17 protein-coding genes and 7 pseudogenes are annotated in these 26,307 nt (G+C 69.9%); 11 read left to right on the forward strand and 13 right to left on the reverse strand.

All coding sequences use genetic code 11. The features are described from left to right. Positions 1–844 precede the first annotated feature (844 nt). Positions 845–1,916, reverse strand: a pseudogene (locus ABD794_RS11255) (DnaA ATPase domain-containing protein); the annotation flags it as partial. Between the two features lie 443 nt (positions 1,917–2,359). On the opposite strand from ABD794_RS11255, the gene rpmH reads away from it, so the two are divergent. The 9 genes and pseudogenes from rpmH (at position 2,360) to ABD794_RS11300 (ending at position 9,181) form a co-directional block, all read left to right on the forward strand. Then, complete coding sequence (gene rpmH, locus ABD794_RS11260) at positions 2,360–2,497, forward strand: 50S ribosomal protein L34 (protein ID WP_003949374.1); 138 nt, start codon at positions 2,360–2,362, stop codon at positions 2,495–2,497. 25 nt (positions 2,498–2,522) lie between these two features. After that, positions 2,523–2,891, forward strand: a pseudogene (rnpA, locus tag ABD794_RS11265) (ribonuclease P protein component); the annotation flags it as partial. A 71-nt stretch (positions 2,892–2,962) separates the two neighbouring features. Next, on the forward strand, positions 2,963–3,280 hold the full coding sequence (gene yidD, locus ABD794_RS11270; RefSeq protein ID WP_199891960.1) for a membrane protein insertion efficiency factor YidD: 318 nt from the start codon (positions 2,963–2,965) through the stop codon (positions 3,278–3,280). 3 nt (positions 3,281–3,283) lie between these two features. Beyond that, a complete protein-coding gene (gene yidC, locus ABD794_RS11275) occupies positions 3,284–4,393 on the forward strand; it encodes a membrane protein insertase YidC (RefSeq protein WP_344962828.1) in 1,110 nt (369 codons plus the stop codon). Further along, a pseudogene (locus ABD794_RS11280) lies at positions 4,393–4,929 on the forward strand (Jag family protein). The gene yidC and the pseudogene ABD794_RS11280 overlap by 1 nt, the downstream one beginning before the upstream one ends. 144 nt (positions 4,930–5,073) lie before the next feature. Then, positions 5,074–5,790 (forward strand): 16S rRNA (guanine(527)-N(7))-methyltransferase RsmG, encoded by a 717-nt coding sequence (gene rsmG / locus ABD794_RS11285; RefSeq protein ID WP_372408610.1) that lies wholly within the window; start codon positions 5,074–5,076, stop codon positions 5,788–5,790. Positions 5,791–6,056: 266 nt separating this feature from the next. Further along, complete coding sequence (locus ABD794_RS11290) at positions 6,057–7,130, forward strand: ParA family protein (RefSeq protein WP_344962856.1); 1,074 nt, start codon at positions 6,057–6,059, stop codon at positions 7,128–7,130. Further along, positions 7,127–8,254: pseudogene (locus ABD794_RS11295) on the forward strand (ParB/RepB/Spo0J family partition protein). Before ABD794_RS11290 ends, ABD794_RS11295 begins: the two are co-directional and overlap by 4 nt. Positions 8,255–8,562: 308 nt before the next feature. Beyond that, a pseudogene (locus ABD794_RS11300) lies at positions 8,563–9,181 on the forward strand (GNAT family N-acetyltransferase). A gap of 80 nt (positions 9,182–9,261) precedes the next feature. Here the strand turns inward: ABD794_RS11300 and trxA are convergent. The 9 genes and pseudogenes from trxA to ABD794_RS11345 all read right to left on the reverse strand — a co-directional run bounded on the left by trxA (position 9,262) and on the right by ABD794_RS11345 (position 18,830). Next, positions 9,262–9,588 (reverse strand): thioredoxin, encoded by a 327-nt coding sequence (gene trxA / locus ABD794_RS11305; protein ID WP_344962832.1) that lies wholly within the window; start codon positions 9,586–9,588, stop codon positions 9,262–9,264. 41 nt (positions 9,589–9,629) lie between these two features. Further along, positions 9,630–10,597, reverse strand: a pseudogene (gene trxB / locus ABD794_RS11310) (thioredoxin-disulfide reductase). A 117-nt stretch (positions 10,598–10,714) separates the two neighbouring features. After that, positions 10,715–10,918: a hypothetical protein gene (locus ABD794_RS11315; protein WP_344962834.1), complete on the reverse strand. Its 204-nt coding sequence runs from the start codon at positions 10,916–10,918 to the stop codon at positions 10,715–10,717. 724 nt (positions 10,919–11,642) lie between these two features. Further along, positions 11,643–12,356, reverse strand: coding sequence for an RNA polymerase sigma factor SigM (sigM, locus tag ABD794_RS11320; RefSeq protein ID WP_344962836.1), 714 nt, complete (start codon positions 12,354–12,356; stop codon positions 11,643–11,645). Positions 12,357–12,459: 103 nt separating this feature from the next. Next, the gene (locus ABD794_RS11325; RefSeq protein ID WP_344962838.1) at positions 12,460–12,987 is read right to left on the reverse strand and encodes a discoidin domain-containing protein; all 528 of its coding nucleotides are present in this window, start codon (positions 12,985–12,987) and stop codon (positions 12,460–12,462) included. A 5-nt stretch (positions 12,988–12,992) separates the two neighbouring features. After that, positions 12,993–13,595, reverse strand: coding sequence for a protein kinase family protein (locus ABD794_RS11330; protein WP_344962840.1), 603 nt, complete (start codon positions 13,593–13,595; stop codon positions 12,993–12,995). Between the two features lie 694 nt (positions 13,596–14,289). Then, entirely contained in the window at positions 14,290–15,237 is a 948-nt protein-coding gene (locus tag ABD794_RS11335) for a lipid II flippase MurJ (protein ID WP_344962842.1), read from the reverse strand. A 151-nt stretch (positions 15,238–15,388) separates the two neighbouring features. Continuing rightward, positions 15,389–16,471: pseudogene (gene murJ / locus ABD794_RS11340) on the reverse strand (murein biosynthesis integral membrane protein MurJ); the annotation flags it as partial. Between the two features lie 46 nt (positions 16,472–16,517). Then, positions 16,518–18,830, reverse strand: a complete 2,313-nt coding sequence (locus tag ABD794_RS11345; RefSeq protein ID WP_344962844.1) for a DUF6049 family protein — start codon at positions 18,828–18,830, stop codon at positions 16,518–16,520. A gap of 209 nt (positions 18,831–19,039) precedes the next feature. On the opposite strand from ABD794_RS11345, the gene ABD794_RS11350 reads away from it, so the two are divergent. Continuing rightward, complete coding sequence (locus ABD794_RS11350) at positions 19,040–20,512, forward strand: CCA tRNA nucleotidyltransferase (protein ID WP_344962846.1); 1,473 nt, start codon at positions 19,040–19,042, stop codon at positions 20,510–20,512. A gap of 18 nt (positions 20,513–20,530) precedes the next feature. Here ABD794_RS11350 and ABD794_RS11355 read toward each other — a convergent pair whose 3' ends face one another. The 3 genes from ABD794_RS11355 to ABD794_RS11365 all read right to left on the reverse strand — a co-directional run bounded on the left by ABD794_RS11355 (position 20,531) and on the right by ABD794_RS11365 (position 23,656). Beyond that, entirely contained in the window at positions 20,531–21,841 is a 1,311-nt protein-coding gene (locus ABD794_RS11355) for an MFS transporter (RefSeq protein WP_344962848.1), read from the reverse strand. Positions 21,842–21,936: 95 nt separating this feature from the next. After that, positions 21,937–23,019 (reverse strand): inositol-3-phosphate synthase, encoded by a 1,083-nt coding sequence (locus tag ABD794_RS11360; RefSeq protein ID WP_344962850.1) that lies wholly within the window; start codon positions 23,017–23,019, stop codon positions 21,937–21,939. Between the two features lie 49 nt (positions 23,020–23,068). Next, entirely contained in the window at positions 23,069–23,656 is a 588-nt protein-coding gene (locus tag ABD794_RS11365; RefSeq protein ID WP_344962852.1) for a PadR family transcriptional regulator, read from the reverse strand. A 397-nt stretch (positions 23,657–24,053) separates the two neighbouring features. Here ABD794_RS11365 and ABD794_RS11370 point away from each other — a divergent pair. Continuing rightward, positions 24,054–26,307: transglycosylase domain-containing protein (locus ABD794_RS11370; protein WP_344962854.1), on the forward strand; the 2,254-nt coding region annotated here is incomplete at its 3' end.

A 26,307-nucleotide genomic window follows, 5' to 3' on the forward strand; every position in this document is an offset into this window, starting at 1 on the left:
CGCCCGGAACCGGAGGGAGGATGCGAGGGGGTACCGGAGGAGGGGCTCCAGGCGCAGCTCGTAGCTGCCGGTCTGGGTCGATAGCCCACTGGTCGGCGGGCGTCGATCCCACTCGCTCCACGAGCTTTGCCGCGTCCGGTCGCTCGAATCCTCCGTCGGTGCACGCGCAGCCTGTATCCGCGGCGCCTCGGTCATGTCGTCTATTCAGTGCGCGTCACCCCGCCGTGCGCACCGACCGCTCACACTACGCGCCAGTTCTCAGTCGGCTCCGCGCGACGTCGTGCCTAAATGTCGCACTTCCTTACAACCGGGCATATCCGTACTGCTCATTCACACCAGTGCTCACCGAGAGGTAGACGGAACGAAAAGTACCGTTCGTACCCCGCGCGGTCAGCCGCAGATCCGCCGGCGGCGTGGTGCTCGTAGGTGTGGGGATGCGGTCTGGGTGCCACGCGGAGTGTCGGACTGGCGGTACGCGGCTTTCCGGGCTTTCCGAGGCCTTCCTGTACTCCGGGCGTCCGCAGCCGGACGTTGCCGTCCGCCGGCGGATGCGTGGACCGGTCACGCCACCGCCGGATCCACCTCGATGGCGCAGCGAGCTCAGAAGAGCTGGTCCGCGTCCCGGGCTGCATCCAGCTCGTCGCGGTCCGCGTTGCTCACGGGTACGGGTGGCTGGGCACCGTCAGAGCTGCACGCGTTCGATGGGGGATGTTGCGCACGTAGCGCACCAGTTCGTACACTCTTGCGCACAGCGAGCCAGCCGGCGTCGGTGCGTCAGCGACTTGGTCGCCGCGTCAGTAGCACCAGGGTAGAGGCGGGTGGGTGAGCCAGGACGCCGTCGCCAGTCGACCAACAGGATGTCCATGTCTGCGCGTGTAGCGCTTGCGAACGCGTCCGCCTTGCGTCGCGGATGGAATTGATGAACTCGTTGGTGAACTCCTCGGAGCTCACGTAGCGCACCCGCGTGCCCGGGTACAGGCTCCGCGCGTAGTGGCCGACTCGCGTGCAGCAGATGGGTCTTGCCGAGGCCCGACTCCCCCGTAGATGAACAGGGGGTTGTACGCCTTGGCCGGCGCCTCGGCCACCGCCACCGCGGCGGCGTGCGCGAACCGGTTGGACGCGCCGATGACGAAGGTGTCGAAGAGGTACTTCGGGTTCAGCCGGGCGGTCGGTTCCGCCGGGCCCGACGCCGAGGAGGACTTGCCGCCGACCGGACCGCCGCCCGTGCCGGGCCCGCCGCGCCCGTCCTGGCCGCCGCGGGTGTCGGGCAGCTCGCGCTGCTGCTCGTAGGGCCGCTCCGGGGCGGGCGGGCGGTAGCCGCCGGCGTCCCGCTGCGGCGGTTCGTAACCGTTGGGAGCGTGCTGCGGAGAGGCGTACGGGTCGCGGCCGGCCTCGCCGAAGCCGAGCCGGGGCTGCTGCCAGCCGTAGTCCCCGCGGTCCGCGGCGGGCGGGGCCGCGTGCCGCGGCCAGGCCCCCGGGTCCGTGCGGGGCTGCTGGTAGTCGGGGTAGGCGGGGCGGACCGACGGCAGGTCGTCGGCCTGGGGGCGGCCGTAGCCGCCGCGGTCGTCGTAGCCGTCGTACGCCTCGCGGGCCGGGACCCCGTGGGGGCGCTCGTCGGGCGCGGGCCGTTCGGGCGTCGCGGGCTCGCCGACGGAGTTGTCGACGGTGATCGCGATCCGGATGGGCCGTCCGCACTCACGGCTGAGCACCTCGCTGACGACCGGGGCCAGCCGGCCCTCCAGTACGCCCTTGGCGAACTCGTTGGGGACGGCGAGCAGGGCCGTGTCGGCGACCAGGGCGAGCGGCTGGCACCGCTTGATCCAGTGCTCGTCCTTGCTCTCGACTCTGCCCTCGCCCAGGAGCTGCTCCAGCACGCGCGGCCACACTGCGGCAAGATCGGCAGGCAGGTCAGCCACAGGGCACGCTCTCTCGGTCAGCGGGGGCGCCCTTTGAATCCCACGAATGTGTGGTTCTCGGGACGGGCGGGAAGTATTCGGAGTTCAGCCACGGTAGTCAGGCCGCGGCGGGTGGTTCAAGTCGTTGTCCACAGGGTGTGTACAAATGTGCCATGCGACGGGCGTGGCGCCCCACTCGGGCACGGTTGGCGGCTCCCGGGCCTGCGGGAGGCTACGGTGTATCCCTGGTGCGCTCCCGGTTTGACCGGATGGCGTAATGCCGCGTACCGTGACCAGGTCGAGTTGTCGATGGCTGCTGCCGCCTGCCTCCGATGGGCAAAGGTAACGCTCCCTTCCTGCGGAGCGCGACTGTGAAGCGGTGCCTTGCGTACTTGAGAGCTTCTCGTGGGCGCACGGTGACAGCCGGCGATGTCCCGCCATCACACGATTCATGGAGTCCCCGAGTGAGCAAGCGCACCTTCCAGCCGAACAACCGCCGTCGCGCGAAGACCCACGGCTTCCGCCTGCGCATGCGCACCCGTGCCGGCCGCGCGATCCTCGCGTCCCGCCGTGGCAAGGGTCGCGCCCGCCTGTCGGCCTGATCAGCCAGACGTCAAGGTCCATGACGTGCTGCCTTCCGAGTCTCGGCTGAGGCGGCGCGAGGACTTCGCGACCGCGGTTCGCCGAGGACGCAGGGCCGGACGCCCGCTCCTCGTCGTCCACCTCCGCAGCGGTGAAACGGACCCGCACCCACCTGGGGAAACAGTTCCCCCGGTGCGTGCGGGTTTCGTCGTGAGCAAGGCCGTCGGCGGTGCGGTGGTCCGCAACCGCGTCAAGCGAAGGCTGCGCCATCTGATGCGTGACCGGCTGGATCTGCTGCCCGCCGGTAGCCTGGTGGTGGTGCGAGCCCTGCCGGGCGCGGGCGAGGCGGACCACGGTCAGCTGGCCCGCGATCTCGATACCGCGCTGCAGCGGCTGTTGGGAGGGGCGCCGCGAAGCTGCAATCCCCCGGGGACCGAATCTTCGGTCCTCCGGAACCCCGGCCGTGACCCGGGAGGGAGTGCACGGTGAAGTACCCGCTGCTGTGGTTGATCAAGCTGTACCAGTGGACCATCAGCCCCTTGCTGGGCCCGGTCTGCAAGTACTACCCCTCGTGCTCGCACTATGGCTACACGGCCATCCAGGTGCACGGCGCGATCAAAGGAACGGCGCTGACGGCCTGGCGCATTCTGCGCTGTAACCCGTGGTCGCTCGGTGGCGTCGACCACGTACCTCCCCGGAAGCGTCCGGTCTGGCACCAGCGGCTGAGGAGCCGACTGGGCGGGCACCCCGTCGTGGGGTCCGCCGCGCAGCCCGAGACTCAGCCCAACGCCCAAGGAGCCTGATTCGTGGACACGATCCTCGGTCCCCTCTATTACGCAGTTTCCTGGATCATCGTCCAGTTCCACTCGTTCTACAGCCTGATGTTCGACAAGAACAGCGGCTGGGCGTGGGGCCTGTCCATCGTCTCGCTGGTGGTGCTGATCCGCATCTGCCTGATCCCGCTCTTCGTGAAGCAGATCAAGGCGACGCGGAACATGCAGGCGCTCCAGCCGAAGATGAAGGCGATCCAGGAGCGCTACAAGAGCGACCGGCAGCGCCAGTCCGAAGAGATGATGAAGCTCTACAAGGAGACGGGCACCAACCCGCTCTCGAGCTGTCTCCCGATCCTGGCCCAGTCCCCCTTCTTCATCTCGCTGTACCAGGTCCTGAACCACATCGCGCAGGGCAAGACGGTCGGCGTCATCGACCAGTCGCTGCTGGACAGCGCGCGCAAGGCGCACATCTTCGGCGCCCCGCTGTCCGCGAAGTTCATGGACAACGCGAGCAAGGTCGAGCACCTCGGTGCCACGCTGACGGACGTCCGGGTCGTCACGGTCATCATGATCGTCCTGATGTCGCTGTCGCAGTTCTACACGCAGCGCCAGCTGATGACGAAGAACGTCGACCTCTCGGTGAAGACGCCGTTCATGCAGCAGCAGAAGATGCTGATGTACGTCTTCCCGATCATGTTCGCCGTCTTCGGCATCAACTTCCCGGTCGGTGTCCTCGTCTACTGGCTGACCACCAACGTGTGGACCATGGGCCAGCAGATGTTCGTCATCCGCCGTAACCCCACTCCGGGCAGCCTCGCCTACACCCAGCGCCAGGAGCGCCTGAAGGCCAAGGGCAAGCTGAAGGAGGACCCGGCCGAGATCGCGGCCAAGGAGGCCGCCGAGGCCGCGCGGGCCTCCCGCCAGCAGCCCAAGCGGCAGACGAAGTCGAAGCGCCAGACGGGTCCGGCCGCCGGCCAGCCCGACAAGACCCCGGGCGGCCGTACCAAGGCCTCGTCCGGCAACGGCGCCGACGAGCCCGAGGACGGCAAGCCGCGGCAGGGCGGAGGCTCGTCCCGCGGTGCCAAGTCCGGTCAGCGCAAGGGCGGCCCCCAGCGGCCCAAGCACCCCTCGTCCAAGAAGTAATGAAGGAGTCCACCGTGACGGACACCCAGCACCAGACCAGTGCGGCCGCCGCCGAGGGCACCGACACGCTGTCCCGCCTGGAGCAGGAGGGCGAGATCGCGGCCGACTACCCTCGAGGGTCTGCTCGACATCGCCGACCTGGACGGCGACATCGACATGGACGTCGAGGCCGACCGGGCGTCTGTTTCGATCATCAGCGAGTCGACCAGCCGCGATCTGCAGAAGCTGGTGGGCCGTGACGGTGAGGTGCTGGAGGCGCTCCAGGAGCTGACTCGGCTCGCGGTCAACCGGGAGACCGGTGACCGCAGCCGTCTGATGCTCGACATCGCGGTTTCCGGGCGCGCAAGCGCGAGGAGCTCGCCAAGCTGGGCGCGCAGGCCGTGGCGGACGCCAGGACGAGCGGCAAGCCGGTCAAGCTGGACCCCATGACGCCTTTCGAGCGCAAGGTCGTCCATGACACGGTGGCCTCGGCGGGCCTGCGCAGCGAGTCCGAGGGCGAGGAGCCGCAGCGTCGCGTCGTCGTCCTGCCGGCGTGACCTGACCCCACTTCCCGGTAGGTACGGCCCCGTCTGCTCGCAGGCGGGGCCGATCCTTGTCAGCCTGACAGTCGGACTCCGGAGGGCGGAGTCCGACTGTCGTCGATGTCGTCGTTACAACGTGGTACGGAAGGACGGTTCACCGTGGAAGAGGCAGCGGAGCTCCCCCCGGCGCCCCCGGAGGCACGGGCGGTTTTCGGTGACCGCTTTCCGGACGCCGTTCGCTATGCCGAGCTGCTGGCCGACGCGGGCGTCCGGCGCGGTCTGATCGGCCCCCGCGAGGTTCCCCGGCTGTGGGAACGCCACCTGCTGAACTGCGCGGTGCTTTCCGAGGCCGTGCCCGAGGGCGTCTCCGTGTGCGACGTGGGCTCGGGCGCCGGGCTTCCGGGCATCCCGCTGGCCCTGGTCCGCCCCGACCTCCAGATCACGCTGCTGGAGCCGCTGCTGCGGCGCACCACGTTCCTCTCCGAGGTCGTCGAGCTCCTCGGGCTGGACCATGTCACGGTCGTCCGCGGCCGTGCCGAAGAGGTGCTGGGCAAGCTCCAGCCGGTGCACGTGGTGACCGCGCGGGCCGTGGCCCCGCTGGACCGCCTCGCCGGCTGGGGCGTGCCGCTGCTGCGTCCGTACGGCGAGATGCTGGCCCTCAAGGGGGACACGGCCGAGGAGGAGCTCAAGGGCGCCCGGGCCGCGCTGAGCAAGCTCGGCGTGGAGCGGACCTCGGTGCTCCAGGTAGGTGAGGGGGTGGTGGACCCGCCGTCCACCCTGGTGCGGGTCGAGGTCGGCGAGAGCCCGGGCGGTGTGCGCTTCGCGGCCAAGCGGGCCAAGGCGGCCCGGGTGAGCCGCTCGCGGCGCCGGCGCTGATCCACCGGCAGTTCCCCCGAGGCGTGCTCCATACAAGCTGACTGACGTATACGTCACGGAGTGTCGTGGCCAGGGAGCGATGCGTCACATGCATCGTGTTTCACGTGAAACATCGCTCCTTGCTGCAGGGAATCATCGGCCGCGGCCGGGCGGCCGCGGCGCGTGATCGCCGTTCGGTCGATGCCGTGGAGCCGTCACCGGTATCCACAGGTGCGGGGGATTCATCCACAGGGGAGCGGGCCTCACTGGTTCGCAACCCGGGAAACATGGCAGGCTCTCCACATCGCGAGCCTGATGTCGAGGAGAGTGAATCCTTGCGGTCCGACGCCAATATCGCGGGGCCGATGGCCGACCCGGTCCCCGGTCCCCGCCCCGCCGACTCCGAACCGATGCCCGCTCCCGGGGGTGCCGGGGGGCCCGTTTCACGTGAAACCGCGCCGCATCCCGGTGCGGGAGGGGACGTCCCGGCCCAGATGCCACGGCCGGAGCAGACCCGGGTCATGGTGGTCGCCAACCAGAAGGGCGGGGTCGGCAAGACCACGACCACCGTGAACCTGGCCGCCTCGCTGGCGCTGCACGGCAACCGGGTGCTGGTGGTGGACCTCGACCCGCAGGGCAATGCCTCGACGGCGCTGGGCATCGACCACCACGCCGAGGTTCCGTCGATCTACGACGTGCTGGTGGACCAGAAGCGGCTGTCCGAAGTGGTGCAGCCCGTCCGCGACGTGGAGGGCCTCTTCTGCGCCCCCGCCACCATCGACCTGGCCGGTGCCGAGATCGAGCTCGTCTCCCTCGTGGCCCGCGAGAGCCGGCTGGACCGGGCCATCAAGGCGTACGAGCAGCCGCTGGACTACATCCTGATCGACTGTCCGCCTTCGCTGGGCCTGCTGACGGTCAACGCCCTGGTCGCGGGTGCCGAGGTACTGATCCCCATTCAGTGCGAGTACTACGCGCTGGAGGGCCTGGGGCAGTTGCTACGGAACGTCGAGCTCGTGCGCGGCCATCTGAACCCCAAGCTGCATGTGTCGACGATCCTGTTGACCATGTACGACGGGCGGACGCGGCTTGCCTCCCAGGTGGCCGACGAGGTGCGCAGTCACTTCGGCCAGGAGGTGCTCAGGACCAGCATTCCGCGCTCGGTCCGTATCTCCGAGGCGCCCAGCTACGGGCAGACGGTCCTCACCTACGACCCGGGCTCCAGTGGTGCGCTGTCGTATCTGGAGGCTGCCCGGGAGATCGCGTTCCGGGGAGTCGGCTTGCAGTACGACGGTGAGAGGGCCCATATGGTGGGCCGTCAGCAACAGCATGACCAGCACAGCATGTCGGAGGGGCTGCAGTGAGCGAGCGACGTAGAGGACTGGGCCGTGGGCTCGGTGCACTGATCCCGGCGGCGCCCAAGGGGGCGGAGATCGGTGCGCCCGCGATGGGACCCGGTGCGACGTCCCCCACCGCGATGCCGCTGCTGACCGCCGACCGGATGGCGGCGACGCAGGTCGCCGAGAGGGCGCTGGACACCGCCACGGTGACGGATTCCGTCGTGGCCGAGGCGCCCGGCCCACAGCGGACCGCGGCCGACGGGGCGGTGTCCGGGGCGCACTTCGCGGAGCTCCCCCTGGACTCCATCACCCCCAACCCGCGTCAGCCCCGCGAGGTGTTCGACGAGGATGCCCTGGCCGAGCTGGTCACCTCGATTCGCGAGGTGGGGCTCCTTCAGCCCGTCGTCGTCCGGCAGTTGGGCCCCGAGCGCTACGAGCTCATCATGGGCGAGCGGCGCTGGCGTGCCTGCCGTGAGGGCCGGCCTGGAGAAGATTCCCGCCATCGTCCGGGCCACGGAGGACGAGAAGCTCCTCCTGGACGCCCTGCTGGAGAACCTCCACCGCGCCCAGCTCAACCCGCTGGAGGAGGCCCGCGGCCTACGACCAGCTGCTCAAGGACTTCTCCTGTACGCACGACGAGCTCGCCGACCCGCATCGGCCGCTCGCGCTCCCAGGTCTCCAACACCCTCCGGCTGCTGAAGCTCTCTCCGGAGGTGCAGCTACGGCTGGCCTCCGGGGTGCTTTCCGCCGGTCACGGTCGAGCGCTGCTCTCGGTCGATGATGTGGAGGAGCAGGAGAAGCTCGCCCGCCGCATCGTGGCGGAGGGTCTCTCCGTGCGCTCGGTGGAAGAGATCGTCCAGCTGATGGGGTCGCGGACGAAGAAGTCCACGAAGGCCAAGGGGCCGCGGGCGGGTGCCCGGGTCTCCCCGGCGCTGAGCGATCTGGCGTCGCGGCTCTCCGACCGCTTCGACACCCGGGTGAAGGTGGACCTCGGACAGAAGAAGGGGAAGATCGTCGTCGAGTTCGCCTCGATCGACGACCTGGAGCGGATTCTGGGCACGCTCGCTCCCGGCGAGGGCGGAGTGCTCGAGCAGAAGCTCTCGGAGGACGCCGACGAGGCCGTGTCCGGTGAGGGCACGGTCGAGTAGGCGTCGTTCCCGCTCCCCTCGGGGCGGTTCGTGTTTCACGTGGAACACGGGCCGCCCCTTTGCCTTTGTCGGCTGTCGGCCCAATCGCCCGGTGGATACGATGCGTTGAGGTATGGCACAACCACGTCGGACACGCTGTCTCAGTTCACGGAGGGGCGGGCCATGCGATCGGTGAGCCGGGCCGGATGGGTGGCGACGGGGCTGGGCCTGGGGGCAATCGGCGGATTCGTCGGCGGCCTGCTCAGAGAACCCAGTGTCCTGAGCGCCGCCCGGAACGCGGCACGCGCAGGAAGTGAGGAACTGGCTCGATGGGGCGTCGGCTCGTACCGCTCACTCTGGACAATCTCCCGGACCTCCCGAAGCGCTGTCGCGCCTGCGTCTTCTGGGAGCTGGGACCCCGTCAGCAGTGAGGCCGCGCTGAGAGCCGGCCGTCCGGAGCTGGAGAAGGAAGCCTGGATCTCGGCAGTGCTGTTGGAGTGGGGCTCGTGCGGCCGCGTCGTCTATGTCGACGACGAACCGGTCGGCTTCGTGCTCTATGCACCTCCGGCATATGTGCCGCGGTCCACCGCCTTCCCCACCAGTCCGGTGGCCGCGGACGCGGTGCAGCTGACCACCGCCTGGCTGATGCCGCGCTTCCAGGGACAGGGGCTCGGCCGGGTGATGGTGCAGACGGTGGCCAAGGATGTGCTCCGACGGGGGTTCAAGGCCATCGAGGCCTTTGGCGATGCCCGTTGGAAGGAGCCGGCCTGTGTACTGCCGGCGGAGCATCTGCTGGCAGTCGGGTTCAAGACCGTACGGCAGCATCCTCGGTATCCGAGGTTGCGGCTGGAGCTGCGCTCGGCGCTCTCCTGGAAGGAGGACGTCGAACTGGCCCTGGACCGGCTGCTCGGAGCGGTCCAGAAGGAACCGGCGCTGAGGCCGTTGTGAGGAGGAAGGAGGGGCTGTCTCCCATGGGAGACAGCCCCTCCTTCATGGCCGCTGTTTCACGTGGAACAGCGATCGGGTGGTCACTGGCCGAGGAACTCGTCCAGGTCGCGCTCCAGCGCCGCCTTCGGCTTGGCGCCGACGATGGTCTTGACGACCTCGCCGCCCTTGTAGACGTTGATGGTCGGGATCGACATGACGCCGTACTTGGCGGCGGTGGTGGGGTTCTCGTCGATGTTGAGCTTGACGACCTCGAGCTTGTCGCCGTGCTCGGCGGCGATGGCCTCGAGCGAGGGGGCGATCTGGCGGCACGGACCGCACCACTCGGCCCAGAACTCCAGCAGGACGGGCTTGTCGCTCTTCAGGACGTCCTCGTCGAAGGACGCGTCGGTCACGGCCTTGAGAGCCATTGTGCGGTCTCCTTGGATCTTTTTGTGCGGAGGGGGGTTGGTCAGGCGGTCTGCTCGGGCTCGCGGGCGTTCACGCCGTCACCGAGGGCGGCGAGGAAGCGCTCCGCGTCCAGGGCGGCGGAGCAGCCGGTGCCCGCGGCGGTGATCGCCTGGCGGTAGGTGTGGTCCACGACGTCACCGGCGGCGAAGACGCCCGTGAGGTTGGTCCGGGTGGAGGGGGACTCGACCTTGAGGTAGCCCTCGTCGTCCAGCTCCAGCTGACCCTTGAAGAGCTCGGTGCGGGGTCGTGGCCGACGGCGATGAAGAGGCCCTCGACCGGCAGCTCGGAGGTTTCGCCCGTCTTGACGTCGCGCAGGGTCAGCCCGGTGAGCTTGTTCTCACCGTGGATCTCGGCGATCTCGCTGTTCCACACGAAGGAGATCTTCGGGTCGGCGAAGGCGCGGTCCTGCATGGCCTTGCTCGCGCGCAGGGCGTCACGGCGGTGGACGATGGTGACGGTCTTGGCGAAGCGGGAGAGGAAGGTGGCCTCCTCCATCGCGGTGTCGCCGCCGCCGACCACGACGATGTCCTTCTCCTTGAAGAAGAAGCCGTCGCAGGTGGCGCACCAGGAGATGCCACGGCCGGACAGCTCGTCCTCGCGGGGCAGTCCGAGCTTCCGGTGCTGGGAGCCGGTGGCGACGATGACGGCCTTGGCACGGTGGACGGTGCCGGCGGAGTCGGTGACCGTCTTGATGTCCTCGCTGAGGTCGACCGCCGTGATGTCGTCGGGGATCAGCTCGGCGCCGAACCGCTCGGCCTGGGCCCGCATGTTGTCCATGAGGTCGGGGCCCATGATGCCCTCGCGGAAGCCCGGGAAGTTCTCCACGTCGGTGGTTTCCATCAGCGCACCACCGGCGGTCACGGAGCCCTCGAAGACCAGTGGCTTGAGGGAGGCACGGGCGGTGTAGAGCGCCGCCGTGTAGCCCGCGGGCCCGGAGCCGATGATGATCACGTTGCGGACGTCGCTCACTGGTGTCTTCCTTGTCTCTGCCGACTGCTGCCTGGTCCTTGCTGGGTCTCACCCCACCCAACGGATCCTACGGGGCGAGCATTCCCCCAGAGGCATCGCAGCGGCCGGGGAGACGGCTCAGGAACGGGCGATCGTCTGGTTCACCAGGACCTTTCCCGGAATGCCGGGCGATGAGGCGACACAGTCCGCCGCGACGACATAGACGTCAACGAGCGTGTCGTCCCCGGAGTGCGCGAAGACGACCAGATAGGTGTCCGTCCCGGTGAACCGCTCCTGGCGCGCGACGAGTGCCGACTCGGGACGGCCGATGGCCTGCTGCACACAGCTCGGGGCGGTGTTCCCGGAGGCTTGGAAGGGGACCGTCTCTGTGCTGTCCTGCGCCCGCATCCCCCGGCTTTCGCCGGACCTCACATCCTTGAGAGCGTCCTGGACGCGTGTGGTGAGCTCGGTAGCGGCGATCGCCGACGGAGACCGGTGTCCCGGGGCGGGTGTGGCGCTGTCGCCTCCGCTGTCCCCGCCCTGGAGGAGGACGGTGCCCACCCCGAGGGCTGCGGCGGCACAGGCGGTACCGATCAGCATCCCGGTCCAGCGCCGGGCCCGCGGGTTTCGGGGAGCCCCGGGGGCGGGGGCCGTCCGGCGTCCCGGGCCGGTGGCTGCGCGGGGGCGGCCTGCGGGGCGGTCGGCCGTCACTGTTTCACGTGAAACGAGGTCCGCTGTTTCACGTGAAACATGCTTGTCCGACCGCGGCGCCGTTTCACGTGAAACAACGGCTTCCCCCGGCCCGAGGGGACGTCGCGTCGAGCAGTGCCTCGGCCGCCAGCGCCGCGTCGATCCTTCCGGCGACGTCCGTCGGCATCCTGACGGGTCCCGGGAGGGTGCCCAGCAGGCCCCCTGATCTCGTCGAGCGAGACGCGTACGTCGTCACAGATCACGCAGTCCGCGAGGTGCTCCCGCAGATCCGCGGTGCGCGCGGGAGAGAGGACCCCCTCGGTGAGCGCGGAGATCTCCGCGACCTCCGGGTGCCCGTCCGTGCCGGTCGTCGAGGTCACGCTCGTCCACCTCCGCCCTTCACTGGATCCACGTCACTCTGTCCTGCCGGTGGTGGGACGGACGTCCCCTGCGACCGGTTCCTTTCCCGCTCGGCGGGAGGGCTACCCCTGCCCTCGGGACGCAGATGGGTGAGCATCGGCAGCAGCCTGGCCCGTGCTCTGGCGCAACGGCTCTTCACCGTGCCGACGGGAATGTTCAGTACGGCGGCCGCCTCGGACACGGGGTACCCCTGCATGTCGACCAGCACGAGAACGGCCCGTTGGTCGGGCGGCAGCGTGGCCAGGGCGCCGAGCAGCTCACGGTGGAGGTCCCCGCGTTCCGCGGGCTCGGCCGCGGACTCATGGGGCTCCAGCAGGTGCTCCAGCTTCTCGTTCTCCACGAGGGGCGAGGTCCGTCGGGCGGCCGCCTTGCGGGCCCGGTCCAGGCAGGCGTTCACGGTGATGCGGTGCAGCCAGGTGGTGACGGCGGACTGGCCGCGGAAGGTGTGTGCGGCGCGGTAGGCGGAGACGAGGGCGTCCTGGACGGCGTCCGCGGCCTCTTCCCGGTCGCCGAGGGTGCGCAGGGCCACGGCCCAGAGCCGGTCCCGGTGGCGCCGCACGATCTCGCCGAAGGCGTCGGGGTCGCCGGCGACGTGCCGGGCGAGCAGCTCGCTGTCGGTGCTGTCCGCCGGTGTCCCCCGTTGCCGTGCTTCTTCTCCGATTGCACTCACCCCGCCCCGAGAGCGCTCTGTGCCGCGCGCGGCCCGCTGTTGAGTACAACTTAGAGAGGAGGGGGATCCGCTGGGTAGGGGCAGCGGGATCCACTCGAAGACGTCAGCCGAACACCTTGATCTCGTAGATGCCGCCCCGGTAGCTGTTGGGCCCTTCTGGCGGCAACTTGGTGATGTGAACCAGAACGTAACGCGTCTTCACCGGCTTGTTGAGGTTCACCCGAAGTCGTTTGCCCTCGTCCTTGAGCTTGGACATGCGCTGAGGGAAGTCCTGCAGGGAGGCCGGGGACGATGCCGAGGGCGCCGCAGCGAGGACTTCCACGGTCTGGCCCGCATACATCTGCACTTCGACGCGGGAAATCTTCTTCACACTGCCGAGGTCCACGACGATGCCGCTGCCGTCGGCCCGTTGTCCGAGGTTCCCGAAGTTCGGGAAGTTGTCGAAGCGTCCAGTCGTCCAGGCGGTGCTGGGATCACCGTCAGCGGCATTGGGAACCGACCGGCCGCCGGTAGGCGAGGTCAGTGGCGAGAACTCCGCGACATTCGTGATCCTGATCTGCTTGGGCGGAGACTTCTTCGGCGTTTCGCCGTCTGTTGACTGCGAGTGGTGGGTGTCGTCGTCCTTGTCCATGCGCTTCAACAGCGTGTCCGCGAGCTGCCAGCTCCCCAGGCCCAGCGCCGCGATGAGCAGCGACGAGACGATCCACTTGATGGCCGTGCCGGTGCGGCTCTGCAGCGGGGGGCGGCGGGGTGGCCGGGGCCGGGTGGGGCCGCCTGCGGCCCGTAACCGCCGGGCTGGGGGCGGTGGTAGGCCGGCCCCGCGGTGAAGGGCGTCTCCGGCGGCCGGATGCGCGGCATGGCCGCGACCGCCTTGGCGAGCTCCTCCGGGGTGGTGCACGGCTGTTCCTGGCCCTTGGTCGTGAGGGCTCGCATCGCCAGCTGGGAGAGCCCGCGATGGACCCCCGCGCGTACCTGGTCAGGTGCGATCAGGCCGACGCCCTTGGGCAGCCCCGCCAGACCGTGCGCGTTGCCCTCGTAGGGCCAGCGCTGGGTGAGCGCGGCGTACAGCAGGGCACCGATCGCCTCGGTGTCGGTGCGCTGAGGGGAGTCGGAGGTGATGCCGCGCAGGGCGGCCATGACGGCCAGGCCCCGGATGCGGTACTGGCCGCTCCCGGTGCGCAGGACGGAGCCGGGCCCCAGCCGCAGGTGTGCGAGCCCTTCCCGATGGGCCGCCGCCATGGCCTGGGGACACCTGGTTCACGAGCTGGTAGGCGTCGAAGGGCTCCATGGGCCCGGCCGCGAGGACCGCGGTGAGCTCCGTGGCGTCGGGCAGCCACTCGTGGACGACGTAGACGAGGTCGTTCTCCTCGACCGCGTCGAGGACCTGAACGAAGCGCGGGTCGCCGAGCAGCGCCGCGGAGCGGGCGGCGGCGAGCACCGAGCGGGCTCGGGGGTGGTGCGGCGGGGAAGCAGATGGACCCCTACGGCCCGGCGCAGCTTCTCGTCGACGGCGCGCCAGCTGCTGAATCCCTCCAGACGGGTGACGCACTCCTCGAGGCCGGTACCGTTCCGGCGAGCTTGTGACCGCTGTGCAGCTCCGGCCGGCTGCATCGGGGCGCGCGCGTCGCGTCTCACCGGACTCCGCGCGCCCGTCGTCCTCGTGCGTGCCGACGACGTTACTCCTGGGTCTTCCCGGGCCTCCGATCCGTCGGCCGTGGCCTTGCCCGCCCTTGGCGGCGCTGCTGCCTGCCACGTCGACGGCAGCCGTGCTCCGTTCCGCCACCGTCGTTCCTGCCTCCCCGTCCGTTGCACCGTGTCCGCGGCCAAGACAATTGTGCCCACACTCCGTCGCCCTGCACGACACGCGGCGGTGGGCGAAGGTTGCGCTCCGGTCAGCGTCCCAGGCGTCCCCGGACCATACCGACCATGGCGGTCAGTTCCTCGACGCGCATGCGCTTTGCGGCGGCGTAGAAGACGCCGAGCAGCAGCACACCGCCGACACCAGGGCGGCGAGCGAGCCGATCACGCCGCTGCCCAGGACCTGCCCGATGCCGTAGGAGGCGGCACCGCCGATGACGGCTGGCCGGGATGCACGCGCCTGCCAGGCGGGCGTAGGTCCGCCACCACGCGCGTGCCGTCCAGGTCTCCCCCGAGCCGGTTCCGCAGTCGGCGCCAGGCGACTCCGACGCCGACCGCGTAGCCCAGGCCGTAGGACGCCGGCCATGCCCGCCACGGCCCAGCGGGCCGGCAGGACGTAGTAGCTCAGCGCCGAGCAGGACGCGTTGACGGCGGCGACGATCACCGTGTTGTAGAAGGGGGTGCGGGTGTCCTCGTAGGCGTAGAAACCACGGAGGATCACATACTGCGCGGAGTAGGGAATGAGGCCGATACCGAACGCCATCAGGATGTACCCGATGTTGGTGGCCCCACCTCCGCCGGAGCCGCCGGAGAACATCAGCGTCGCCATCGGGATGCCGAGCGCGAGGAAGGCGAAGGCACAGGGCACGATGGCGACGGCCGAGGTGCGCAGCCGTGCGAGAGGTCGTCGCGGACCGCCCGAGGCGTCTCCGTCGTGGGCCGCCCGGGAGATCCGGGGGAGCACCGCGCCGTCATCACGGAGACGGTGATGATGGCCTGCGGCATCTGCCAGAGCTGGAGCGCGAAGTTGTAGCCGGTGATACCGGTGCCCTGGTGGCCCGCGTTCTCCGCCAGAGCACCGGCCTTGGTGGCCAGTCGGGGTGACGACGACCATGCCGAGCTGGTTGACGAGGACGAAGAAGAACGTCCACTTGGCCAGGCCCATGGCCTTGCCCAGGCCCTGACCGCGCCAGTCGAAGCGCGGCCGGATCCGGAAGCCCGCCTCGCGCAGGTAGGGCAGCATCGCCAGGGCCTGGACGACGAGACCGAGCAGGGTGCCGATGCCGAGGAGTCGGACGCCCTCCGCCGGAATGGTTGCCGGAGTCGACGCCGGTCGTGGAGAACGGACCGAAGGCCCAGATGAAGGCGCCGAACGTGGCGATGATGATGATGTTGTTGAGGACCGGGGTCCACATCATCGCCCCGAACCGGCCCCGTGCGTTGAGGATCTGGCCGAGGACGACGTGCACGCCCATGAAGAACATCGTGGGCAGGCAGTAGCGGGCGAAGGCCACCGCCACGTCCAGCTTGGCCGGGTCCGAGGCGGCGTCGCCCATCATCAGCTTGATGAAGAGCGGCGCTCCGAGCACGCACACGGTGGTCACGCCGGCCATCAGCACCACGACGAGCGTGAGCAGGCGGTTGGCGTACGCCTCGCCGCCGTCCTCGTCGTTCTTCATGGCGCGGACCAGCTGCGGAATGAAGACCGCGTTGAGCGCGCCGCCCCCGACGAGGATGTAGATCATCGTCGGCAGGGTGTTGGCGACCTGGTAGCCGTCGTTGAGGGTGCCGACGCCGATGGCGGCGGCCATGACGAGGTTCCGGGCGAAGCCCAGGACGCGGGACACCATGGTCCCGGCCGCCATCACGGCACTGGACTTCAGCAGGCTGGCCGCCCGCCCGCCCTTCGCCGAGGCGGGCGCCGTGGCCTGCGCCGACGGCAACTCCTCCGGCTCGGGCTCCGAGAGGGGCTCGGCCGACGGGACCTGCGGCGGCGTGGGAAGGGGGCTGTACTGGCCGGGCGCCGGGATCTGCTGCCCCGCCGGGCGCTGCGGCTCGTACGGCTGCTGCTGATCGCGGTAGAGGTGCGCGAACGCGTCGCGCTGCGGCGGCTCGGGGGCCCGGCCGGAGAGGCCGTCCACGCCGATGACCTGCGTGGCGGCGTCGTCGAAGGCGTACGAGGGGCCACCGGGCTCCGGCGCGGGAGGCCACGGCTGCTGGTGGCCCTGCTGCGGCTGGACGGGGCCGGGCGGGGGCAGGAGCGGTCCGCCCCCGTACGGCGCGCCCTGTGCCGGCTCCTGGCCGGCGGGTGCCCGGCCGGGGTACGGCTCGGCGGCGTACGCGTCGCGGAGGTACGGGTCCTGGGCGTACGGGCCAGGGCGCTGCGGCTCCTGGGCACCGGGCGGGGGCGGCGGGTACTGGTCCCGCCGGTCTCCGCCCGCGCCCTGGCCGCGGTCACCGTCGTACGGCGCGTTCATCGCTAACCCACCTCATCCGTCCGCGGCCGACCGGCCCCACGACACGTCAACGTTCCACTTTCTCACCCGGGCCGGAGGGCCGACCGCTCCGCTTTCCGGTGTCCGCCGCCGGGTCACCCGGCCGCTCGGGCTCGTCGCTGCCGGGCCCGTCGCCCGAGGGGCCTTCGTCATCGCTGCCGGGGCCGTCCCCGGCCGGTGCGCGGCTCCCCGAGCGCTTGCGCTTGAGGTAGATGCGGAGTCCCGCGAGGACCAGGAGGAACACCCCACCGGCGATGACCAGCAGCACCATAAGGGTGACGGAGGTGACATGCACAGTGAAGTCCACGGCGTCACCGACCGGCTGGTTGTCGGCAGTGTAGAGCTGGGCCCTCAACCTGACCGGGCCGTTGGCGTAGGCCCGTGTCTCGAACTTCACCGACTGGCTGTGCCCGCCCTCGATCTTGACCGGCTGCTCGCTCTCCACCTTCAGGCGGTTGGGCTGGGTCGACTCCAGGCGCAGCTTCAGTCCGGTGACTCCTTGGAGCAGTCCGTTCTTCACCGTCACCGGGATCGTCGCGCTGCGTCCGGAGAGCGTGGCGTCGGACTTCTCGACGAGCTTCACCTGCTGGGTGAGGGACGTGAGGTTCGAGGCGACTTCTCCGCGGAAGTCGGCCGCGCCGGCCGCGTCACCCCGCCACGACGTGGACATCTCGCGCATGATCGCGTTCCCGAAGGGGATGACCACGCGTTCCGGGGAGGTCAGGATGACCTTGAACTTGTCCAGGGAGGCCTGGGTCGTGTGGATGGTCGTGAACGTCTCGGTGGACAGCTCCTGGGACCGCAGCGCGTCCGGGTAGGCGCCGCCGCCGGGCACGTGGCGGCTGGCCGACGGGTCGGGCTTGGCCTTGGCCGCGGCCCCGAGGTCGAGCGGCTGCGTCCAGCGGCCGTCGGACAGGCCGCCGAGTGCCGCCGCCATCGCCTGGGCCTGGCTGGTGGTGGGCAGGCGCTGCGGGGCGACGACGATGCTCCGCTCGTTCTCCGGGGCCTGCTTGTTGACCATGAGGCTCTGGGCCAGGAACCGCTGGACCGCGAGCGAGGCGTCGCCCGCCCGCGTCAGGTCGCCCTCGAAGGCCGTGGACAGCCGGGCGTCGGCCACGACGGCCGTGTTCCCGCCGCCGATCTGCCGGGCCGCCGTGGGGGCGTACGGGGAGCCGTCGGGCTCCCGGAGGCTGTCGCTGCGGGCGATGATGTTGCGGGCGCCGGCCGACGTGGCGACGTCGACGATGGAGGGGTCGACGGCTCCGTCCACCGGCCAGGCGAAGTCGGTGCGCGGCTTGACCTGGAGGATGGTGTCCACGGTGGTCGCGGCGAGCTCCGTGGCCGACTGGAGGTGGCCGAGCGTGCCGGGGACGTCCTTGCCGCGGTGGGCGAGCGAGGCCAGGTCGGGGTCGGCGAAGGGCAGCGCGACGACCTGGTGATCGGCCACGGCGGCCTGGAGCTGGCCGAGCCACTGCTTGGCGACCGCCTGGCCCTGGCCCGGGGTGTCCTCCCCGTCGGGGCCGGCGACCTGGTAGCGCTTGGTCATGGCCTCGACGGTCGCCAGCAGATCGGGGTCGATCACCCAGGTCACCGGCAGGTTCTTGCCGAGAGCGACGAGCTGCTGGAGGCGCCCGCCGGGCGCCAGCTCCGCGGCGAGGTCGTCGTTGGGGAAGACGGGCGTCTGCTGCTGGTCCGACTCGGTGCGGCCGGTGAGGCGGGTGCTGGAGATCAGCGGCCAGAGGAAGGTGAGCTTCGTCTTCTTGCCGTCGGTGCCGGAGGGCTGCCACGGCAGCAGGGTCCGGCGGATGCCGAGCACCCGCTCGTAGGGCTGGTCGGAGGTCTGCCCGGAGAGCGAGACGCCCAGCTGGTAGACGCCGTCCCGGTCGAGGTTCAGGTCCTTCGCGGGCAGCGTCAGGCTGAACTCACGGCTGACCCCCGGCTGCAGCTTGCCGATCTTCTGGGTGTGGCCGCTCAGCTCGGGGCCGTCCGTGCCGGGGGAGAAGGAGGTCCGGTCGCCGATGTCGTCGATCTCGCTGCGGGTGGAGAGCAGCGGGCCCATGCGCAGTCCGACGTGGCCGCCGGTCACCGTCGACCTGCTCTTGTTGGTGACGGTGCCCGAGATCGTGATCTTGTCGTTCTGTGTCGGGGCGCCCGGGGTGAGGGTGTCGATGGAGACCCCGACCGTCCGGGAGCCTCCCGCGTCGGCCCGGGCGGCGGGAGCGGACGGCAGCTGGATCATTCCGAGGAACACCAGCAACCCGGTGAGCACCGTCGCGATGTGCCGGAACCGCCGGAGGGCAGGAGCGGGTGTCGTCCCCTGGAACTCTGCCGCTTCGGCCACGCGCTCGCCCGTCCCTCGTCGTCGTCAGTGGTCGTCGGATGTGCGTCCACGAATGGTAACGAGGCGCGCTGTGCACAAGTGCTGCGGACCGCAGCACATGATCACCCGCGGCGGGCCCCGGCCGGGCCACGCCCGGTTTATGAAGCGCCTCACACACCTGTCCTGATCGAGGACGTCTATCGGCCCCCGGCCACGTACCCTCTTCTGTTGTGCCGAACGCCAACAACAGCCACCCCACGCCGACGAACGAACTCAGCCACGCGCAGCGCCGTGCCGTGAGCGAGCTCCTGCGGGTGTCCCCCGTCGCCGACGACCTCGCCCGCCGTTTCCGGGAGGCCGGGTTCACGCTCGCCCTGGTCGGCGGCTCGGTACGGGACGCGTTGCTCGGCCGCCTCGGCAACGACCTGGACTTCACGACGGACGCGCGTCCCGAGGAGGTCCTCAAGATCGTCCGGCCCTGGGCGGACGCCCTCTGGGAGGTCGGCATCGCCTTCGGCACCGTCGGCTGCCGCAAGTCCGGTTTCGATCTCGAAATCACGACTTACCGGTCGGAGGCCTACGACCGGACCTCGCGCAAGCCGGAGGTCTCCTACGGCGACTCCATCGAGGAGGACCTGGTCCGCCGCGACTTCACGGTCAACGCCATGGCCGTGGCCCTCCCGGAGAAGGAGTTCATCGACCCGCACAACGGGCTCGAGGACCTCGCTGCGAAGGTTCTGCGGACCCCCGGCACCCCGGAGGAGTCCTTCTCCGACGACCCGCTGCGCATGATGCGGGCCGCGCGCTTCGCCGCGCAGCTGGACTTCGAGGTGGCACCCGAGGTCGTCACGGCGATGAAGGAGATGGCCGGTCGGCTGGAAATCGTCTCCGCCGAGCGGGTCCAGGGTGAGCTGAACAAGCTGATCCTCTCCGACCACCCCCGCAAGGGGCTGCGACTGCTCGTCGACACCGGCCTGGCCGCGCTCGTCCTCCCCGAGCTGCCGGCCCTGCGGCTGGAGAGCGACGAGCACCACCGGCACAAGGACGTCTACGAGCACACCCTCACCGTCCTCGACCAGGCCATCGCCCTAGAGGCTCCGCGCGACGAGCCCGGGGGCGGTCCCGACCTGGTGTTGCGTCTGGCGGCGCTGCTGCACGACATCGGCAAGCCGAAGACCCGCCGGTTCGAGAAGGACGGCCGGGTCTCCTTCCACCACCACGAGGTGGTCGGCGCCAAGATGACCCGGTCCCGGATGGCCAAGCTCAAGTACTCCAACGACCTGGTGAAGGACGTCTCGAAGCTCGTCGAGCTGCACCTGCGCTTCCACGGCTACGGCACGGGCGAGTGGACGGACTCGGCCGTGCGGCGCTACGTCCGGGACTCGGGCCATCTGCTCGACCGGCTGCACAAGCTGACCCGGTCCGACTGCACGACCCGCAACAAGCGCAAGGCCAAGGCGCTCTCCGACGCCTACGACGGGCTGGAGCAGCGCATCGCCGACCTCCAGGAGAAGGAGGAGCTGGACTCGATCCGGCCGGATCTCGACGGAAACGAGATCATGCAGATCCTGGAGATCGGCCCCGGTCCGCAGGTCGGCAAGGCGTACCAGTACATGCTGGAGCTCCGGCTGGAGAACGGCCCGATGGAGCGGGACGAGGCCGTTGCCGAGCTGAAGCGCTGGTGGGCGGCCCAGCAGGGCTGAACGAGCCGGGGTGATGTTTCACGTGAAACGTGCGCCGTCGTCGGACGGCGCTGTTTCACGTGAAACCGGCCCGCTGGTGGCCAGCGCGGCCGCCGTCACCGCGTAGAGCGCCGCGACGGTGACGATCAGGGCGACCGATCGGCCGTCGTGCGGCAGCATCAGCGCGGCCACTCCCGCCGCTCCCACGAAGGCGGCGTTGAACAGGACGTCGTAGAGCGAGAACACCCGGCCGCGGAAGGCGTCGTCCACCGTCGCCTGCACCACTGTGTCCGTGGAGATCTTGGCCCCCTGGGTGACCAGTCCCAGCACGAATGCGGCGATCAGCATCGGTGTCGGGGTGAAGGGCAGACCCAGCGCGGGTTCGAGAACCGCGGCCGCGGCGGCGCAGACCACGATCCAGCCCAGCCGGCCGAACCTGCCGACCGCCCACGGGGTGATCACCGCCGCGGCGAAGAACCCTGCCCCCGAGACGCCGACCGCGAGACCCAGCAGGGCCAGCCCGGCCGAGTCGCTGTCGGTCCAGGCGTACCGGCAGAGCATCAGCAGGGTCACCGTCAGGGCGCCGTAGCAGAAGCGCATCATCGTCATCGCCGCCAACGCCCTTGCGGCGGACCGCCGTTGTGCCAGGTGATGCAGTCCGGCCGTCAGACCGCGCACCGTCGTGGTCAGCGCCGTGCGCAGCGAGGCCCGGGTGGCGATGGCTTCGGGTCCCAGCAGCGTCGCGGGGATGCGGAGTGCGGCGGCCCCGGCGCAGAGGTAGAGGGTGGCGCCGACGAGGACGACGAGGGTGTCGGCGACGGTCCCGCCCGGGGCGGCGAGGCGTACGGCGAAGGCGATGCCCCCGCCCGCGGTGGCGGCGAGCGTGCCGGCGGTCGGGGAGAGCGCGTTGGCCGTCACCAGACGCTCCGGGCCGTCCACGACGTGCGGCAGGGAGGCCGAGAGTCCCGCGAGGACGAAGCGGTTGACGGCGGTGACGGACAGCGCGGAGACGTAGAAGAGCCAGTCGGGCACCGCGGCGAGGATGAGCAGGGCGGTGCCGACAGCCAGGACGGCACGCAGCAGGTTGCCGTGCAACAGGACCTGACGGCGGCGCCAGCGGTCCAGGAGCACCCCGGCGAATGGGCCCAGCAGGGAGTACGGGAGCAGCAGGACGGCCATGGCCGAGGCGATGGCCGCGGGGGAGGTCTGTTTCTCGGGGGAGAAGACGACATGGGCGGCGAGTGCGACCTGGTAGACCCCGTCGGCGCCCTGGGAGAGCAGGCGCACGGTCAGCAGGCGGCGGAAATCGCGTAGGTGGAGCAGGACGCGAAGATCACGCACGACGGGCATGCGGTCAGCTTCACATACGGGACAGGCCCCCCGGGGCAGGAGCCTGACGACTCGTTCCCGGGGGGCCTGTGATCCAAGAGGACGTCGGCGCGTGCTTAGCGCTCGACCTCGCCCTTGATGAACTTCTCGACGTTCTCGCGGGCCTCGTCGTCGAAGTACTGCACGGGCGGCGACTTCATGAAGTACGAGGAGGCGGAGAGGATGGGGCCGCCGATGCCCCGGTCCTTGGCGATCTTCGCGGCGCGCAGGGCGTCGATGATGACACCGGCGGAGTTCGGGGAGTCCCAGACCTCGAGCTTGTACTCCAGGTTCAGCGGGACGTCGCCGAAGGCGCGGCCCTCGAGGCGCACGTACGCCCACTTGCGGTCGTCCAGCCAGGCCACGTAGTCCGAGGGGCCGATGTGGACGTTGTCCTCGCCCAGCTCGCGGTCGCGGATCTGGGAGGTGACGGCCTGCGTCTTGGAGATCTTCTTGGACTCCAGGCGCTCGCGCTCGAGCATGTTCTTGAAGTCCATGTTGCCGCCGACGTTCAGCTGCATGGTGCGGTCGAGGACGACACCCCGGTCCTCGAAGAGCTTGGCCATCACGCGGTGCGTGATGGTGGCGCCGACCTGCGACTTGATGTCGTCGCCGACGATCGGCACACCGGCCTCGGTGAACTTGTCGGCCCACTCCTTGGTGCCGGCGATGAAGACCGGGAGGGCGTTGACGAAGGCGACCTTGGCGTCGATGGCGCACTGCGCGTAGTACTTGGCGGCGTCCTCGGAGCCCACCGGCAGGTAGCAGACGAGCACGTCGACCTGACGGTCCTTGAGGATCTGGACGACGTCGACCGGGGCCTCGGCGGACTCCTCGATGGTCTGGCGGTAGTACTTGCCGAGACCGTCGAGGGTGTGGCCGCGCTGGACGGTGACACCGGTCGAGGGCACGTCGCAGATCTTGATCGTGTTGTTCTCGCTGGCGCCGATGGCGTCGGCGAGGTCGAGCCCGACCTTCTTGGCGTCCACGTCGAAAGCGGCCACGAAGTCGACGTCGCGCACGTGGTAGTCGCCGAACTGCACGTGCATCAGACCCGGCACGCGGCCGTTCGGGTCGGCGTCCTTGTAGTACTCGACGCCCTGCACCAGCGAGGCGGCGCAGTTGCCCACGCCGACGATGGCTACGCGAACCGAACCCATTCCGGTTGCTCCCTGTTCGTTCTCGACGAAGCCCTGCTGCGTGCAGGGCTCACTGGTCCGGACCGGCGCGTCTGTCACGCCCGGCCCGTTCGCTCTCGATCAGCTCGTTCAGCCAGCGGACCTCGCGCTCCACGGACTCCATGCCGTGCCGCTGAAGCTCGAGGGTGTAGTCGTCCAGCCGTTCCCGGGTGCGGGCCAGGGAGGCGCGCATCTTCTCCAGACGCTCCTCCAGCCGGCTGCGACGGCCCTCCAGCACGCGCATCCGTACGTCCCGCGAGGTCTGCCCGAAGAACGCGAAGCGGGCGGCGAAGTGCTCGTCCTCCCACGCGTCCGGGCCCGTGTGCGCGAGCAACTTCTCGAAGTGCTCTTTTCCCTCCGCCGTCAGGCGGTAGACGATCTTCGCGCGCCGTCCGGCCAGCGAGGCCGCCTTGGCGTCCTCGGGAGCGTTCCCGGGCTCCTCCACCAGCCAGCCGTTCGCCACGAGGGACTTCAGGCAGGGGTAGAGGGTGCCGTAGCTGAACGCCCTGAACACACCGAGTGAGGTGTTCAGTCGCTTCCGCAACTCGTAGCCGTGCATCGGGGACTCGCGGAGCAGGCCGAGGACGGCGAACTCGAGGATGCCGGAGCGTCTGCTCATGTTTCGCCTCCTTGTCCCCCACAGCCTAGTCCTTTGCTCCCGTGTCTTTACTGGTCCCTTATTCCGAGCTGATGTACCGAGCTGATGTATCGACTCGATACATCCAGACGATAGAGCTCGGGTCCTGAGTCGACAAGAGGGGGAACGGTGAACGAGGTCACATCACCGGTTCGTGGGACACCGGCGGCCTGAATTGGAGTGAACATCCAGAGTAGTCGGGTTTTGACCGTGCGTAGTCTGTGCGCCATGCAGACCACTGGGAACCGGGTGACGCCGGGCGGCGTCCTCGTCCCGGATGCAGTGCGCCCGGCCGTTCAGGGGGCCGGTTCGCGCACCGGGGGGAACGCACACCTGCCGCTTCCAGGCGATAGCGCCTGCCCAAGGAAGTAGTCGTTCGATGAGCGAGCATCGTCGCAAGCCGCCGCAGTCGCAGGGCGGCGGACGAGCCGCGGCCCGGCGCGCGTCGCAGCAGTCGACGTCCGGCCGCCGTGCCGCACCACGCAACAGTTCCGCCGTGCCCGGTCGCGGCCGGGGTGAGGAGCCCCCTTACGGCGGGCGGGCCGCGGCCCGGCGCGGAGGGTCCGGCGGCCGCAGACGGGCGCCGGCCGGAGGAGGGGGGGCGGGCCGGGCCCGGCGGGACGCCGTCGCGGGCCGGAAGAGGCTGGTCGACTATCCACGGGCCGGCCGGGACGGCTGGCGGCGCTGGATCCCGTCCTGGCGGCTGGTCGCCGGGGCCGTCGCGTCCTTCACCGGCCTGATCTTCGGGACGGTGGGCGTCGCCCTGGCCGTGGTGCAGGTGCCGAGCGCCCAACTGGCCTCGAAGGTCCAGAAGAACGTCTACTACTGGTCCGACGGCAAGCAGATGGTCGTGGCCGGTGGAGGCAATCTCAACCGGCAGATCGTGCCGATCTCCCAGATCCCCCTGTCCATGCAGAACGCGGTCATCTCCGCCGAGAACGCCAGCTTCTACAAGGACTGGGGTGTCGACCCGATGGGCATCGCGCGGGCGGTCGTCAAGATGGCGCAGGGCGGTGAGACGCAGAGCGGTTCCACGATCACCCAGCAGTTCGTCAAGAACACCTACCTCAGCCAGGAGCAGACGCTCAAGCGCAAGATGACGGAGCTGCTGATCTCCGTGAAGGTGGGCGCGACCCAGGACAAGCACGACATCCTCGCGGGCTACCTCAACACCGCGTACTACGGCCGGGGCGCCTACGGGATCCAGGCGGCGGCGCGCGCCTACTACGACAAGGACTGCTCGGACCTGACGCCGAGCGAGAGCGCCTACCTGGCGGCGACGCTCAACGGGCCGAACCTGTACGACCCGTACGGCGGTCAGGGCCCGGCCGCGACGCCGGAGAAGAACACCAAGCGGGCCACGGACCGTTGGAAGTGGACGCTGGACCGGGAGGTCGAGGTCGGGCACCTGAGCGCGGCCGACCGTGACAAGTGGGTCGGACAGGGCTTCCCGCAGCCGCAGAAGCCGAAGCCCGCGACCAACCGGGCCGGACAGATCGGCTACCTCACCGACCTCGCCGACAACTACATCACCGCCCACTCCACGATCAGCAAGGGCGAGCTGGACAAGGGCGGTTACCAGATCTACACGACGTTCGACCGCACCAAGGTCACTGCCCTGGCGAAGTCCGTCGACGCCGTGCGCAGGGCGAACCTCAAGCCGGACAAGCGCGAGGTCGACAAGTTCGTGCAGTTCGGCGGCGCCTCGGTGGAGCCCGGCACGGGGAAGATCGTCGCCATCTACGGCGGGGAGAACGCCCTGACCCACTTCACCAACAACGCCGACTACACCGGCGTCCAGGTGGGCTCGACGTTCAAGCCCTTCGTCCTGGCCGCCGCGATGACGCACGGCAAGCGGAACCCCGCCCTCGGCCCCCAGCAGGGCGACGCCGAACGCACGCTGGTCTCCCCGGAGAGCGTCTACAACGGCGACGACAAGCTGACGCTGCGGATGTACAACGGGACGGTCTGGCACGACCGCGACGGCAGCGAGTGGCACCAGAAGAACGACGGCGACGAGGACCGTGGCCTCATCAGCCTCCGCACGGCCATGCAGTTCTCCGTGAACACCCCCTACATCCAGCTCGGCATGGACGTCGGCACGGACCTCGTCCGGGAGGCGGCCCTGGCCGCGGGCCTGGACAAGGAGCAGCTCGCCTCGATCACCCCGACGTTCTCCCTGGGCACCTCGGCACCGAGCGCGATCCGGCTGGCCGGCGCCTACGCGACCTTCGCGGACAGCGGTCGGCAGATCGACCCCTACTCGGTCGCGAAGGTGGAGAAGAACGGCAAGCCGGCCTACGAGCACGAGCAGAGGTCCGAGCAGGCCTTCACCCCCGACGTGGCCAACAACGTGACGGATGTGCTCAGGACCGTCGTCGAGGCGGGGACCGGCACGGCGGCGAAGCTCGGGGCCCGTCCGGTGGCCGGCAAGACGGGGACGACGGACGGCAACCGCTCGGCCTGGTTCGCGGGTTACACCCCGCAGTTGTCCACCGCGATCGGCATGTACCGCGTCGATCCCAACGCGAAGAACCAGGAGTTCCTGTCGATGCGCGGGGTAGGCGGCAAGCCGACGATCCACGGCGCGTCGTTCCCCGCGGAGATCTGGGCCGACTACATGGGCAAGGCGT

The organism is Streptomyces thioluteus, assembly GCF_039535865.1.